At 63.2% G+C, this 14,391-nt stretch carries 10 protein-coding genes and 2 pseudogenes; 6 read left to right on the forward strand and 6 right to left on the reverse strand.

The genetic code is table 11. The features are described from left to right. Positions 1-31: 31 nt before the first annotated feature. The gene (locus X739_RS148195) at positions 32-2,623 is read right to left on the reverse strand and encodes a TIGR02302 family protein (RefSeq protein ID WP_023795036.1); all 2,592 of its coding nucleotides are present in this window, start codon (positions 2,621-2,623) and stop codon (positions 32-34) included. A 212-nt stretch (positions 2,624-2,835) separates the two neighbouring features. Beyond that, positions 2,836-3,777: a threonine/serine dehydratase gene (locus X739_RS148190; protein WP_023795037.1), complete on the reverse strand. Its 942-nt coding sequence runs from the start codon at positions 3,775-3,777 to the stop codon at positions 2,836-2,838. Between the two features lie 50 nt (positions 3,778-3,827). On the opposite strand from X739_RS148190, the gene X739_RS148185 reads away from it, so the two are divergent. Then, positions 3,828-4,130, forward strand: a complete 303-nt coding sequence (locus tag X739_RS148185; protein WP_023770784.1) for a metalloregulator ArsR/SmtB family transcription factor — start codon at positions 3,828-3,830, stop codon at positions 4,128-4,130. 17 nt (positions 4,131-4,147) lie between these two features. Here the strand turns inward: X739_RS148185 and lysA are convergent, their stop codons facing one another. From lysA to argH, 3 genes are all read right to left on the reverse strand, one after another. After that, complete coding sequence (gene lysA / locus X739_RS148180; protein WP_023770783.1) at positions 4,148-5,416, reverse strand: diaminopimelate decarboxylase; 1,269 nt, start codon at positions 5,414-5,416, stop codon at positions 4,148-4,150. Positions 5,417-5,485: 69 nt separating this feature from the next. Further along, the gene (locus tag X739_RS148175; RefSeq protein ID WP_023770782.1) at positions 5,486-5,692 is read right to left on the reverse strand and encodes a lipoprotein; all 207 of its coding nucleotides are present in this window, start codon (positions 5,690-5,692) and stop codon (positions 5,486-5,488) included. Between the two features lie 93 nt (positions 5,693-5,785). After that, positions 5,786-7,186 (reverse strand): argininosuccinate lyase, encoded by a 1,401-nt coding sequence (gene argH, locus X739_RS148170; protein ID WP_023795038.1) that lies wholly within the window; start codon positions 7,184-7,186, stop codon positions 5,786-5,788. Positions 7,187-7,221: 35 nt separating this feature from the next. Between argH and X739_RS1000000169995 the strand changes: the two are divergent. Both X739_RS1000000169995 and X739_RS1000000170000 read left to right on the forward strand, forming a co-directional pair. Then, a pseudogene (locus X739_RS1000000169995) lies at positions 7,222-7,653 on the forward strand (TlpA disulfide reductase family protein); the annotation flags it as partial. Positions 7,654-7,655: 2 nt separating this feature from the next. Then, on the forward strand, positions 7,656-8,045 hold the full coding sequence (locus tag X739_RS1000000170000) for a TlpA disulfide reductase family protein (RefSeq protein ID WP_245273882.1): 390 nt from the start codon (positions 7,656-7,658) through the stop codon (positions 8,043-8,045). 66 nt (positions 8,046-8,111) lie between these two features. On the opposite strand, the pseudogene X739_RS01000000166245 reads toward X739_RS1000000170000, so the two are convergent. After that, positions 8,112-10,575 (reverse strand): annotated as a pseudogene (locus X739_RS01000000166245) (EAL domain-containing protein). 494 nt (positions 10,576-11,069) lie between these two features. Between X739_RS01000000166245 and X739_RS148165 the strand changes: the two are divergent. From X739_RS148165 to X739_RS148155, 3 genes are all read left to right on the forward strand, one after another. Continuing rightward, complete coding sequence (locus X739_RS148165; protein WP_023795042.1) at positions 11,070-12,422, forward strand: extracellular solute-binding protein; 1,353 nt, start codon at positions 11,070-11,072, stop codon at positions 12,420-12,422. Positions 12,423-12,575: 153 nt separating this feature from the next. Further along, positions 12,576-13,460: a sugar ABC transporter permease gene (locus X739_RS148160; RefSeq protein WP_023770777.1), complete on the forward strand. Its 885-nt coding sequence runs from the start codon at positions 12,576-12,578 to the stop codon at positions 13,458-13,460. A gap of 7 nt (positions 13,461-13,467) precedes the next feature. After that, positions 13,468-14,382, forward strand: a complete 915-nt coding sequence (locus tag X739_RS148155; RefSeq protein ID WP_023770776.1) for an ABC transporter permease subunit — start codon at positions 13,468-13,470, stop codon at positions 14,380-14,382. The last annotated feature ends 9 nt before the right edge of the window (positions 14,383-14,391 follow it).

Here is a 14,391-nt window from a genome sequence, read left to right on the forward strand (position 1 = left end):
TGGAAATGAAGCTGGCCGCTCTCGCCGCTTGCTATTTCAGCTCCAGCAGCCGTTCCAGATAGCTGCGCTCGATGTCAGGGCTGAGCGCATTGCCGAGCCGCTTGCGGATCGCTTCCAGGATCTGGCGCGCGCGCTGCACGTCGATCTCGTCGGGCACTTTCACCGAATCGCCGAAATCGGGACCCTGGCTGGCGCGCGGCCGGCCGAGCGGGTCACGGTCGGCATCCTGCTGGCGGCCGCCTTCCTGGCTGCCGCCCTGGTCGCCCTGCATGGCCTGCATCTGTTTCATCATGTCCTTGGCGCCCTTGCGCAGCGCCTCGAGCGCCCGGCCCTGGTGGCCGACGGCCTCGTCGCCCTGGCCCTCGCCAAGCGCCTGCTCGGCGCTGCCCATGGACTTGCCGGCCTCGCCAAATCCTTCATTGGGCTCCATGCCCATGCCCTCGAGGCCTTTCTTCAGCTGCTCGAGATCGCTCTTCAGCTGGCCCTGGCCTTCCTGCAGCTGCTTCAGCGCATCGGCGAATTCCTGCGGCGTCATCGGCTTTGGCTCGCCATTCTCGCCGGGCTTGCCGTTTTCGCCCGATTGACCTTGCTCATCGTTCTGGCCAAGCTGCTCGTCGCGGTTGCGGCCGCGCTGGCGCTCGCCGCGCTGCATCTGATCCATGCGGAAGGTGTCGTTCATCATCTCCTGCTGGCGCCGCAGGATCTCGCCAAGCTTATCCATCTGCTGACGCATCTGGCTGTCCTGCTCGCCCCCCTGCTGCTGGCGACCGGCCTGGAGGTTGTTCATCATGTCTTGCAACTGAGACAGCAATTGCTGGGCCTTGTCGCGAGCGCCCGACTTCGCCAGATTTTCGATCTGGTCCATCATGCGGTCGATGTCGCTCTGGCGCAGCTCCTGGCCGTTCTGCTGCATCTGCGGCGCGTTCGGGTTCTGCTTGGCGCGTTCGGCGAATTCCTGCAGGAACTGGTTCATCGCCTCGCGAAGTTCCTTCATCGCCTTCTCGATCTCGGCATCGCTGGCGCCATTCTTGATGGCATCCTGCAGGGCCTGCTGGGCCTGGCGCAGCCGCTTTTCGGCCGCCGAGAGGTTGCCCTCCTCGATACCAAGCGCGATCTCCCAGAGGTAGGCAACCTCGCTGCGCAATTGATCGTCGTTCACCGCCAGCTTCAGCCGGCTCATCGCGCTCATGATGGCGAGGTAGTGGGACATGGTATCGAACGTGTCTTCGGGCCGCAGCGTGATGGCCTCCATCAGGTCGAGCACGCGCGGCTTGGCATTGGCGTCGAGCGCAAGCAGGCGGCGCTGTTCGATCAGCGCGCGTGCCAGCGGGTTGGCGAAGGGCCGTTCGGGCATCACGAGCGTCTTGGTTTCGCTTGAGGCGGTGTGGCCGGCGTCGTCGGTGGCGACCAGCGTCAGCTTGACGCTGCTGCCGGCCCAGACATGCTCGGTCAGGTCTTTCGTGGTCTTGGCGGCATTCGACTTGCCGCCGCGGCGCGGCAGTGTCAGCGGCATTTCGGGCGGACCGTAGAGCGGATGCGCACCCGGCGCCTGCGGGTCGGCCAGCGCGAAGGCCGCCTTGGCGGTGGCGGCGCCGTAGTCGTCGTCGATCTGATAGTTGAGCTCGAAGGCGCCGTTGGCGGCGCGCTTGGGCTCGCCGACGAAGCGGATCTGCGGCGGCTTGTCCGCGATCACGGCGAAAGCCCAGCGGCCAAGCTGATCCTCCCCCGATTTCAGCGTCATCGTCCCGTCGCCGGTCAGCTTGCTGGCGAACTGGCGCACCTTCGAGGCGGACGGCACCGCCGGGCTTGCTGCCGGTTTGGCGGCGGCTTGCGGGCTTGCGGGGTCGATGGCGCGCGCATTGCCGTCCTTGTCGGCATAGGCAAGCGTTTCCTCGCCCGAGCCTCCGGTAACGCGCAAGGAGACGTCGCTGCCCTCGGGGACATGAAAGGTCGGCGTCGCCTGGTTGGCGTCGGCCGTCAGGAAGATCGGAGGCTTGCCGGTATAGGCCGGCGGCGTCACCCATGCGTCGATGCGCGGCGGTACGGTGTCGAGCGTCCCATGTGCGCTGAACCCATCGCCCAGCCGGCCGCCGGTCGGCCCAAAGGAGAAGGCAAAGGCAGTGACCAGCAGGAGCGCCGCCACGGCGCGCAACCCCCACGGGTCGCGCTCCGGCACGCGCGTGCGCGGCAGATCGGCGCTGAGATTGTCGAGCTTTCCAGCCATTCGCTTCTGGTGCTCGCGCCAGAGCGCTTGCGAGAAACTGCTTTCCTGGCCGCTGGGCCGGTCGCTCTGCACCTGTACGGGGCTGTGCAGCAGTCTGTTGGCGGCTTCGATGCGGCGATCGATCTCGGCCGCGCCAGGGATGCGGAAAAAGCGCAGCGGATAAAGCGCCGCCAGACCTGCCAGGCAGAACATGGCGGTAAGGCCGATCCGCACCACGTCGGGCAGCCGGGGGAAAATACCGAACCAGGAGACGCTCAGGAACAGGCCGACGACGATAATGAGCGGAAGCAGCAGCGGCCAGCCACGCTCGATCGCCATCGAGATCCGCGTCGCCAGCCGGCTCAAGGCCAGGCGTCCGGCCAGGCCGCGATCGCTGCTGAAGATGGGTCGTTCGGTCATCGGCCCCTTCCTAGAGCCCTGTTCCGTCCAGAAGGACCGCAATGGGCTCAACCTCTTTGGGCATGATCTGTTCCGAAACTCGGATTCCACTTTTCGCGATCATGCGGCGAGGCGGGCGGGATAGCCCAAGCCTCACGACTCGAAGAATACCAGCAAACACGGCAAAGGCGAGGCAGTTTGAAAGAACGTGAAGCCTGCCGAAATGGTTGCAATCAGAAATTGGCGGGGTCTGCGTTGGCGCCACAGACCAGCACGGCGACCCGTTCGCCCGGTGTCGGCGCGTAACGGCCCGACAGGATCGCGGCGAAGGCGGCGGCACCACCCGGCTCCGAGATGATGCGCACGCGGTTCCAGAGCGCCTTCTGGGCGGCGATGATGTCGTCGTCGCTGACCAGGATGGAGCGTTCGACGAAGGCTTCGGCGATCGGGAACATCATCTCGCCGACGCGCTTCGGCGCCAGCGAATCGGCGGCGATGCCTTCCGCGGGCGCGTCAACCGGATGGCCGGCCTCGAAGGCGCGATGGAGGGTCGGCGCGCCCTCGGGCTCTACGGCGACGATGCGGATGCGGCCGGCATACCAGGCGGCGATCCCTCCGATCAGGCCGCCACCGCCGACGGCGACCAGCAGCGTGTCGATCTCAGGCAGATCGCTTTCGATTTCGAGCCCGAGCGTGCCCTGGCCGATCAGCGTCTCCTCCTGGTTGAAGGCGTGGATCCGCAAGGCGCCGGTTTGCCCCGCGAATCGTTCGCTGGCAGCCAGCGCCTCGGCATAGCGGGCGCCGCCGACAACGAGGTCGGCGCCATAGCCCCGGATGCGGTCCAGCTTGGCCTGCGGGCTCACTTCGGGAACGAAGATGGTCGCTCCGTGGCCAAGCCGCATGGCGGCGTAGGCGACGGCGGCGCCATGATTGCCGCCCGATGCGGCGACGACCCCGGCCTCGGGAACCGGCCGCTCCAACAGGTTGGTGAAAGCGCCGCGGGCTTTGAACGAGCCGGAATGCTGCAGGCATTCGAGCTTGAGGTCGACCGCCAAAGGCGGCAGGTCGAAGTCGGCCATGTCGACGCGCAGAACCGGTGTATACCTGATATAGGGGCGGATGCGCGGTTCCATCGCGGCGATGCGTGCGCGTGTGACGACGTTGCCCTGCGACATCAAAATCTCCTTGGGATTGACAGCAATTAGTAACTTGGCAAAATGGCTAAATGCAAGAGGTTGATATCTTCAAGGCGATCGCCAACGAGCGCAGACTGCAGGTTCTCGACTGGCTCAAGGATCCACGTGCGCATTTCCGGGCACAGGCGGATGGCGATCTGGTCGAGGACGGCGTCTGCGCTCTGCTGATCGCCGAGAAGCTCGGCATCACTCAGGCGACGCTTTCCGAGCATATGCGCGTGCTCATCCAGGCCGGCCTGCTCAGAACCAAGCGCATCAAGCAATGGACCTTCTACCGCCGTGACGAGGACAGGATCGCCGACGCAAGGGCACTCATCCAGAACCGGTTATAGCGTCGCGGCAGGGCGGCTTACGCAAGCCAGTCCGGCACCGAATCCAGCCCGATCAGCTCGTCATAGGTCAGGCGCGGACGCACGACATGGAAACGGTCGCCGTCGACCAGCACCTCCGGCACCAGCAGGCGGGTGTTGTAGGTGCCGGCCTGGACCGCGCCATAGGCGCCGGCGGTGGAAACGGCGACGAGGTCGCCCGCCATCATCCGGGGCAGGTCGCGGTCGAGGCCGAGATAATCGCCGGTCTCGCAGACTTGGCCGACCACATCGACCATCATGCGCGGCGCGTCGGCCGGCGGCTGCACGACCGGCTTGATCTCATGGAAGGCATCGTAGAGCGTCGGCCGGATCAAGTCATTCATGGCCGCGTCGACTACGAGGAAATTCTTGGCGTCGCCTTCCTTCACGAAAATCACTTCCGACACCAGGATGCCGGCATTGCCAACGATCAGCCGGCCCGGCTCGAACATGACCTTCAGACCCAATTTGGTGACGTGCTTGCGGACGATCTGGGCATAGGCGTCGGGCAAGGGGGGCGGGTTGTTGTCGACGCGGTAGGGAATGCCGAGGCCGCCGCCGAGGTCGACATGCTCGATGGCGTGGCCGTCGCCGCGCAGCGCACCGACCAGGTCGACCAGCAGGGCGAAGGCGTCGTCGAAGGGCTGCAACTCGGTGATCTGGCTGCCGATATGGGTATCGATGCCGGTGATCCGGATGCCCGGAAGCGTTGCCGCGCGGGCGTAGACCTGGCGCGCCCGCTGCCAGGGAATGCCGAACTTGTTCTCGGCCTTGCCGGTTGAGATCTTCTTGTGGGTCTTGGCGTCGACGTCGGGATTGATGCGCAGCGAGATCGGCGCCACCTTGCCGAGCGCCACGGCACGTGCCGACAACAGCTCGAGTTCCGGCTCGGATTCGACGTTGAAGCAGAGAATGCCGGCTTCGAGCGCAAAGTCCATTTCGCGCGCGGTCTTGCCGACGCCGGAGAACAGGATCTTGCCGGCCGGTACGCCGGCGGCCAGAGCCCGGCGCAATTCGCCTTCCGAGACCACGTCGGCACCGGCGCCGAGCTTGGCCAAGGTCCGCAGCACCGCCTGGTTGGAATTGGCCTTCATGGCGTAGCAGACCAGCGTATCGAGCCCGGCAAAGGCCTGGACGAAGACACGGTAGTGCCTGGTCAGGGTCGCCGTCGAATAGCAGTAGAACGGCGTGCCGACCTGTGCGGCGATATCAGGGATCGCCACGTCCTCGGCATGCAGCACGCCGTCGCGGTAGTCGAAATGGTTCACGAGAGTGGTTCCGGAAGTTGAGGCACGATGCGATCGGGTTTGGAAAGACCAATCCCGCCTTCATCGAAGCTAGATCAGCGGGTCGAGAATGAACTTCTTGTCCACGACCGGTTTTTCCGGTTCCGGCGGCACGGGCTGGTGGGCCTTCTCGGCATCCTTGCGTGCCTGGACAGCCGCCTCGTAGGGCGTGTCGAGGCCCGCCTTGCGGCCGCAGGCGGTCACGAAGGCAAGCGCCGCAAGCAGCGTCAGCGTCACCAAAATCCTGCTTCCGGTCATCGATCCATCCGTCCGAAACTCTCTGTCCGCCGCTGCTTTTAGCCGAGTTCTGGTTGCATTGCACCCCGGATATTGCTGATCGCGATATCGGGGTTACGCTTTGGCGAGACGCTTTTTCCAATAGCGGATTTGCTTTCTCACTTCCGACGGTGCGGTGCCGCCGAAGCTGGTGCGGCTCTTGACCGAGCGCTGCACCGCCAGCACCGAGAATATGTCGGAAGTGATGCCCGGGTTGATCGATCGCAGATCCTCCAGCGATAGCTTTTCCAGACTAACCTTCTTGTCTTCGGCCAGCGCCACCGCGCGGCCGGTGACATGATGGGCCTCGCGGAACGGGATGCCCAAAGTGCGCACCAGCCAGTCGGCGAGATCGGTGGCGGTGGCATGGCCGGAGCCGGCGGCCTTCTTCATCGCGGCGGCATTGACCGTCATGTCCGCAACCATGCCGGTCATCGCGGCCAGCATCAGGTCGAGCGTCTCGGCCGCGTCGAACACCGATTCCTTGTCTTCCTGCATGTCCTTGCCGTAGGACAAAGGCATGCCCTTCATCACCGTTAGCAGGCCGACCAGATGGCCGTTGACGCGGCCTGTCTTGCCGCGAACCAGTTCGGCGGCGTCGGGGTTCTTCTTCTGCGGCATGATCGAGGAGCCGGTGGAAAAACTATCCGACAGCCTGATGAAGCCGAATTGCGGCGTCGACCAGATGATGATCTCCTCGGCCAGCCGCGACAGATGGGTGGCGCAGATCGCCGCCATGGCAAGGAACTCCAGCGCGAAATCGCGGTCCGAGACGCTGTCCAGCGAATTGCGCATCGGCTCGCGGAAACCGAGCGCGCTCGCGGTCTGGTGGCGGTCGATCGGGAAGCTGGTGCCGGCAAGGGCGGCGGCACCGAGCGGGCTCTCGTCCATCCGTTCGATCGCGTCGCGCACGCGCGACAGGTCGCGCGAAAACATCTCGACATAGGCCATGCAATGATGGCCGAAAGTGACCGGCTGCGCCGCCTGCATGTGGGTGAAACCCGGCATGACGGTCGCCGCATGTTCCTCGGCTCGCGCCAGGAGGGCCATGATCAAGCCTTTCAACGCCTCGGCGACACGAAGGCATTCGTCCTTGACCCAGAGCCTCAGATCGACGGCCACCTGATCGTTGCGCGAACGGGCGGTGTGCAGGCGGCCGGCCGCCGGACCGATCAGATCGGCAAGGCGGGCCTCGACATTCATGTGGATGTCTTCCAGCCGCGCCGAAAACTCGAAGCTGCCGGCTTCGATCTCTTTCAGGATCGTGTTCAGACCGTGAGCGATTTTTTCTTGATCGGCCGCCGAAATAATGCCCGTTTGCGCCAGCATCTCGCTATGGGCGATCGAGCCTCTTATGTCCTGCGCGTAGAGTTTGCGGTCGAACGAGATCGACGCGTTGATCGCTTCCATGATCGCGGCCGGACCCGAGGCAAATCGTCCGCCCCACATCTGGTTGCTGGTCTTCTTGTCGCTCATGGCTATAACCCGTGCTTCGGAGCAGTTTTGAGAAAATGGCAGACGGAAACAGATTTTTCCCGGCCCCGCGCCTGATCCTCGCCGCCCTGGTGGCGGGAGCGCTGGCCGGCGCGGTCGCGGTATATGTCAGCGAGAGCCGGTCTGGCAACAACGCCGCGCCCCAAGCAGCCGCCGGCGACAGCAAGGACGATGTCGCCTGCGCCGCCAAGAGCGATCGCGCCAAGAAGGTCGCGGCCGCGGCCACCGGCGAGGTCGCGGCACTTTTGCCGGCCGATCCGCCGCAGTCAATGAGGAGCCTCGCCTTCAACGGTCCGGACGGCAAGCCGATGACGATCGCCGATCATGCCGGCAAGACGGTGCTGCTCAATCTCTGGGCCACGTGGTGCGCGCCCTGCCGTGCCGAAATGCCGGCGCTCGATGCGCTGCAGAAGGAGAAAGGCAGCGCCGCCTTTCAGGTCGTCGCCGTCNGATGACGCTTGCCGACCTTGCCGGCAAGACCGTGCTGCTCAATCTCTGGGCGACATGGTGCGCGCCGTGCCGTGCCGAAATGCCGGCGCTCGATGCGCTGCAGAAGGAGAAAGGCAGCGCCGCCTTTCAGGTCGTCGCCGTCAACGTCGATGCCGGCGACGACGTGAAACCGAAGAAGTTTCTCGCCGATACCGGTGTGCACACGCTCGGCTACTACCGCGATTCGACGATGACGCTGTTCAACGACCTCAAGACGCGCGGTCTGGCGCTCGGCCTGCCCGTCACCATGCTGATCGACGGCGAAGGCTGCCTGATCGCCCACATGAACGGTCCGGCCGAATGGGCCGGGCCCGATGCAAAGCGGCTGGTCGAGACGGCGCTCGGGTCGTGAGCCGGAGCAACTCCAGGAAAAGTGTGTAACGGTTTTCCGTCCGGAATTGCGTAAAAACAAAGAGCTCTAGGCCGAGCGTACGCTCGGTTTGAGCAATACGAGGCTGCCATCCTGGCGGTCGGCGCCTCGCGCCCGAACACGCTTGCCGTGGCCGGTCAGGTCCCCGAACGCCTCGATCGGCGCCGGCTTGCCGAGATAATAGCCCTGGCCGATCTCACAGGCCTCGGCGTCGAGGAACTTCAACTCGCCGAGCGTCTCGACGCCCTCCGCCAGCACCGGCAGGCCCAGGCCGCGCCCCAGCCCGAGCACGGCGCGCACGATCGCCGCAACTTGGCCGTTGGTGTCGACGGACTTGATGAAGGAACCGTCGATCTTGATCTTGTCGAAAGGGAAGGCTCGAAGGTTGGAGAGGGAGGAATAGCCGGTTCCGAAATCATCCATGGCCACACGCACGCCAAGCGCCTTGACCTGTCGCAAACTCGCCAGCGCGCGCGGCATGTCCTTCACCAGCGCCGTCTCGGTGATTTCGAGTTCCAGCCTGGCCGCCGCGAGACCGGACTTGAGCAAGGTCTCGTGCACCTTTCGACTGAAGTTCGGATTGTGCAACTGCACCGCGGAGACGTTGACGGCCACCGTCAGGGGATTTTCCCAACGGGCGGCCTCCTGGCACGCTGCCGTCAGCACCCAATCTCCGATCTGGCCGATGGCGCCGCTGTCCTCCGCCAGGGGAATGAATATGGACGGGGGAACATCGCCGCGTTCGGGATGCCGCCAACGGATCAAGGCTTCGAAGCCGACCATCCTGCCGCTGCTGATCTCTTTCTGCGGCTGGTAGACGAGATAGAATTCGTCGCGCGCGACTGCCTGGCGCAGTTCGTGCTCCATGACGCGCTTGTCGCGAGCCTCGGCGCCCATCGACGCCTCGAAATAGCGATAGGTGTCCCTGCCTTCGGTCTTGGCGCGATAGAGCGCGGTATCCGCATGACTGATGAGGCTGGCTTGGTCTTCCGCGTCCAGCGGATAGAGCGCGATGCCGATGCTCCCCGATACCAGCCCGCCACCCGCCGAGAGCCGGTNAGAGCCGGTTCTCCTCGCGCATCGCGGCGAGCACCGCGTCGGCTATCCGGCTCGCCGCCTGCGGGTCGGGCAGGTTGGGGGCGATGATGGCGAATTCGTCGCCTCCAAGGCGCGCCAGCATCTGTCCGTGGCGAAGAACGCCGGAGACGCAATTCGCCACCTTCTGAAGCATCGCGTCGCCGGCGCCATGCCCATAAAGATCGTTCACTTCCTTGAAGCGATCGAGGTCGAGCAGCAGAAGCGCAAGATGTCCGCCCCTCGCGCCCTTGCCGGGTTTTGCGTCTCGGCTCGTGGTCGCGATTTCGGTATCAAGCCGGCTGGAAAAGCTACGGCGGTTGGCGAGCCCCGTCAGCGGATCGAAATGAGCGAGGCGAAGGATTTCCTGCTCCGCCTTCTTGCGTTCGCGAATGTCGCGGACGGCCACGACATTGTGGGGCTTGCCGCAATAGTCGATGCTTCTGGCGATCAGTTCGACAGGGATTCTCATCCCGTCGCGATTGCTCAGTTCCGCCTCCCACGGCTGTCCCTGGAAGTTGATCAGGTCGGATGCGGTGCGCTCATCAAAGAGGTCGCCAAGTTCCCTTCCGTTCAGTGTCGTTGCGACCATGCCGGTCAGCCTGGCCATGCTGTCGTTGACACTGACGATGCGATTGCCGTCGCAAACGATCAGGCCTTCCACCGCGGCGTTGGCCAAGCCGTGCATGCGGTCGACCTCAAGCTTTTGGCGGCGGAAGCGCAGGTCGATCCACAGCGCGGAGGCCGAAAGCACCAGGATCACCAGAGTGGCCGCAGCGGCGGCGAAGGCCTGCGAGGTCGGTGCGACGGTGTGTTCGGATATGGCTATCGAGGAATCCGGGAAGATCGAGACGGCAGCCATGGCTATGAAGTGCAGGCCGCAGATTGCCAGCGTCAGCAAGACCGCACCGGCAAGTGTCGCAGGCATTGACGAGCCACGCAGGACGACCCGCAAAGCCAGCGCCGCGAGCGTCACGCCGACCAGCAAGGAGACGGCGACGAGGAGCAGGTTCCATTCGATCCGGCCCTCGACCTCGAATGCCGCCATGCCGATGTAGTGCATGGCCGCGATACCGCCGCCCAGAACGGCACCGCCGACCAGATGATAATCAAGCTCGTCGCGCAAGGTGGCGACCCACATGCCAACCGCCGTCACCGCCACCGCACCAGCGAGCGAGAGTACTGAAAGTCCGGGATCATAGGCGTTGGGTATTCCCGGCGTGAAGGCAAGCATGGCGATGAAGTGCGTGGCCCAAATGCCGAAGCCGGTCGAGGTGGAGGCGATCGTCAGCCAGGCAAGCCGATTTCGATCCGTCGAGCGGCCTATGTGATGAAGAAGATTGACGGCTGAAAAACAGGAAATTCCACAAATCAGCGCTGCCAGAGCAACCAGCCTCAGATCGTGCTGGTTCACGATGCAATTATAGATCGTCAGCATCTTATTCCCCCTAGCCCGCAGGAAATAAAGAAAGAAATATGACTGATTAATGCTTGGCTGTTGAAGGATCGATAAAGCCGCCTGCAACCATAGCGTGCCTTTGCGGCGCAAGCTGACCGCAAGAGCACAGACCAGGTCAGCCGTATCGATTGAAGGCAACGGCTATTTCAGGCGGCGTCGGCGAGGCATTGAAGGTGGTGGCCTGGAACGTCGAGCGGCTTCGTCATGTCGATGCCATTGCACGAACGCTTCACCAGCATTTCATCATCCCTTTGCCGGATAACAATGACGGTCTTTACGTCTTTGGCAGGCGCCCTAGCTACCTAGGGCGCCGGTGTGACGTTTTCATGCCGCTGTCGCCGCCGAAGGGGAGAAAAGACCAGCTGTGTACAGGCCCGCAAGGGCCACAACAGACTGTCACATACCTTCTCTAAGAGAGCGGGCAAGGACTTGCGCAAGACCCTTGTCAACAGTCATTCAAGAGGGAAGAAATCATGACGATCATCGAGCGGGGCTTTGCTGCCCTTGTCGCAGGCGTGCTGAGCACCGCGCTGGCGATGCCTGCCTTCGCGGAACCGGCAAAATTCGATTTCTGGTTCGGCCTTTCGGGCGATCTCGCACGTGTCGTGGACACGCTGTGCAAGAATTTCAACGCCTCGCAGAAGGACTATGAAGTCGTCTGCACCAGCCAGGGCAATTACGACGCCACCTTGCAGAACACCATTGCCGCCTTCCGCGCCGGCAAGCAGCCCGCCGTCGTTCAGGTCTATGACGTCGGCACCGCCACCATGATGCTGTCGGGTGCCTACAAGCCCGCCGACAAGCTCATGGAAGAAAACGGCTACAAGATCGACTACGCCGATTATTTCCCCGGCATCGCCCGCTATTACGCCACGTCGAAAGGCGAGATGCTGTCCTTCCCGTTCAATTCGTCGACCCCGCTGATGTACTGGAACAAGGACGCCTTCGCCAAGATCGGCAAGAGCGATGCGCCGAAGACCTGGGAAGACGTCGGCGCCGACCTCAAGGCGTTGAAGGACGCCGGCTATGAATGCCCGATGGCGATCAACATCTCGGCCAATGAAAGCTGGCAGCTCATGGAGCAATTCTCGGCGCTGCACAACCAACCGATCGCCACCAAGAACAATGGCTATGACGGCCTCGACGCCCGTCTCGAAGTCAACAAGACCAAATTCGTGCAGTACGTCACCGACCTCAAGAAATGGTATGACGCCGGCCTGATCAAGATCAAATCGAAGGATCTCGGCCAGGATATGGTCCAGGCCTTTGCCACCGGTACCTGCCAGGTCATCCTGACCTCGGTCGGCGATCACGGCACGGTTGGCCGTACGCAGAAGGAAGGCATGAACTGGGACGTTGCCGAACTGCCCGTCTATGCCGGCACGGAGCGCAAGAACTCGCTCGTCGGCGGCGCATCGCTGTGGGTTCTCTCCGGCAAGTCGGATGCTGAATACAAGGGCGCGGCCGCGTTCCTCAACTTCATCCACGATCCGAAGACCGCCCTGTTCTGGTCGACCAACACCGGTTACATCCCGGTGACCAAGTCGGGCTTCGACTACATGAAGGGCCAGGGCTTTTACGACAAGGCGCCTTACAAGGGGCGCGAAGTCGCGATCGCCAGCCTGACCGCCTCCGAGCCGACCGAAATCACCCGCGGCATCCGCCTGGGCAATTTCACCCAGATCCGCGCCGAGTTCGGCACCCAGATGCAGGCGATCTTCGCCAACAAGGTCAGCGTGCAGGAAGGCCTCGACACGCTGGTCAAGAACGGCGACGCCATCCTCGACCGCTTCCAGAAGACCTATCCGGGAAAAACCCTGCCCTGATCCAGGGAAATTCCGGGCCGCCGGCCGACCCGTTTGAGCATGATCCCGAAAACCGTCTCCACTTTCGGGATCATGCTTGGGTCGACGGGCGGCTATTTCGTTATTAATCTTTCGCTTGCTTTAAGCTGACCACCCTGCGGCAACGGCGGACCGATGGAAAAACGCGTCACTTTCGGCAGTTGGACAGTCGGCATTCTTTTCGCGGTGCCGCAACTTGTCCTGATCTTCACCTTCTTCTACTGGCCTGCCGGCCAGGCCGTATACTGGTCGCTGACGCTGCAGCAGCCCTGGGGCGGCGGCAACATCTGGGTCGGTCTCGACAATTTCCGCTCGATCCTAGCCAACGCCGATTACTGGAACTCGATCACTGCCAGTCTTGTCTTTGCTGGCATCAGCACCGGGCTTGCGATGTTCGTCGCGCTCGTGCTCGCCGCGCTCACCGACCGCCAGCTAGCCGGCTCGCGTCTCTATCGCGTGGTGCTGATCTGGCCCTACGGTATCGCCGCACCCGCGCTGGCGATGGCGTTCCGCTTCATCCTGGCGCCCGAAGCCGGCTTCATGGCCGTCGTCAACCAGGTCTGGCCCGGCTTCTGGGATCCCGGCCTCGACGGCGCAGACGCCATGGCTTCGATTATCGTCGCCTTCTCCTGGAAATATGTCGGCTATAACTTCATTTTCTTCCTTGCCGCGTTCCAGGCCATCCCGCGTTCCCTGATCGAAGCCGCCGCGATGGACGGCTCTGGTGTCATGAGGCGCTTCTGGGATATCCAGTTTCCGCTGATCACGCCGACCATCTTCTTCCTGCTTGTCATCAACATCACGGAAAGCTTCCAGGATTCCTTCGGCATCGTCGATATCATGACGTCCGGTGGGCCGGCGAATGCCACCAATCTGATGGTCTACAAGATCTATTCCGACGGCTTCAAAGGCCTCGATTACTCCGGTGCCGCCGCGCAGAGCATCATCCTGATGTTGCTGATCATCGTGCTGACCATTTTCCAGTTCCGCTTCATCGAGCGGCGCGTCCACTACAGGTGAGACTGATATGGTCGAGCGCACCCCGTTCCTCAACTTCTTCACCCATGTGATTCTGTTTGCCGGCTTTGTGCTTTGCATCGCGCCGTTCGTGGTTGTGGCCGTGGCCGCGTCGCACAACCTCAAGGATGTCAACGACGTGCCGATGTCGCTGCTGCCGGGCAGCGATTTCTGGACTAACATCAAGACGGCGTGGACGACGGCCGACCTTGGTCCCAAGCTGCTCAACAGTTTCATCATGGCTGCCGGCGTCGCGGCCGGCAAAGTAATCATCTCGGCGCTGACCGCCTTCTCGATCGTCTATTTCCGCTATCCCGGCCGCACCTTCATCTTTTGGCTGATCTTCGTCACGTTGATGCTGCCGCTGGAAGTGCGCATCGTGCCGACCTATGCGGTGGTCGCCAATGTGCTGTCGCCCTACCAGACCATCCTCGACATTACCGGGCTGAGCTGGCTGATCGAGAAGATCTCGGGCGTGCAGGTTTCGCTCAGCCTAGGCCTGCTCAATTCCTATACCGGGCTGATCCTGCCGCTGATCGCCACTGCCACCGGCACCTTCCTCTACCGGCAGTTCTTCCTGACCGTGCCGGACGAACTGACCGAGGCGGCGCGCATGGACGGTGCCGGCGCGCTGCGCTTCTTCATCGATATCTTGCTGCCGTTGTCGCGCAACAACATGGCCGCGCTCGGCACCATCATGTTCCTGTGGGCGTGGAACCAGTATCTGTGGCCGCTGCTCATCACCACCGACCAGTCGCACGCGACCGCCGTCACCGAGCTCAAGCAACTTATCCCCAATGTCGGCGGCATTCCGGAATGGAACATCGCCATGGCCGGAACGCTTATCGTCATGCTGCCGCCGCTGATCGTGGTGGTGCTCATGCAGCGCTGGTTCGTGCGCGGCCTGATCGCCACCGAGAAGTAACAAGGAGAC

The organism is Mesorhizobium sp. LNHC209A00, from assembly GCF_000502915.1.
Lineage (GTDB): Bacteria > Pseudomonadota > Alphaproteobacteria > Rhizobiales > Rhizobiaceae > Mesorhizobium.

Coding starts and splice junctions, on each gene's coding strand:
- X739_RS148155 (WP_023770776.1), top strand. CDS start 13,468: ATGGTCGAGCGCACCCCGTTCCTCAACTTCTTCACCCATGTGATTCTG.
- X739_RS148190 (WP_023795037.1), bottom strand. CDS start 3,777: ATGTCGCAGGGCAACGTCGTCACACGCGCACGCATCGCCGCGATGGAA.
- X739_RS148195 (WP_023795036.1), bottom strand. CDS start 2,623: ATGACCGAACGACCCATCTTCAGCAGCGATCGCGGCCTGGCCGGACGC.
- X739_RS148160 (WP_023770777.1), top strand. CDS start 12,576: ATGGAAAAACGCGTCACTTTCGGCAGTTGGACAGTCGGCATTCTTTTC.
- X739_RS148185 (WP_023770784.1), top strand. CDS start 3,828: ATGCAAGAGGTTGATATCTTCAAGGCGATCGCCAACGAGCGCAGACTG.
- argH (WP_023795038.1), bottom strand. CDS start 7,186: ATGAGCGACAAGAAGACCAGCAACCAGATGTGGGGCGGACGATTTGCC.
- X739_RS1000000170000 (WP_245273882.1), top strand. CDS start 7,656: ATGACGCTTGCCGACCTTGCCGGCAAGACCGTGCTGCTCAATCTCTGG.
- X739_RS148165 (WP_023795042.1), top strand. CDS start 11,070: ATGACGATCATCGAGCGGGGCTTTGCTGCCCTTGTCGCAGGCGTGCTG.
- X739_RS148175 (WP_023770782.1), bottom strand. CDS start 5,692: ATGACCGGAAGCAGGATTTTGGTGACGCTGACGCTGCTTGCGGCGCTT.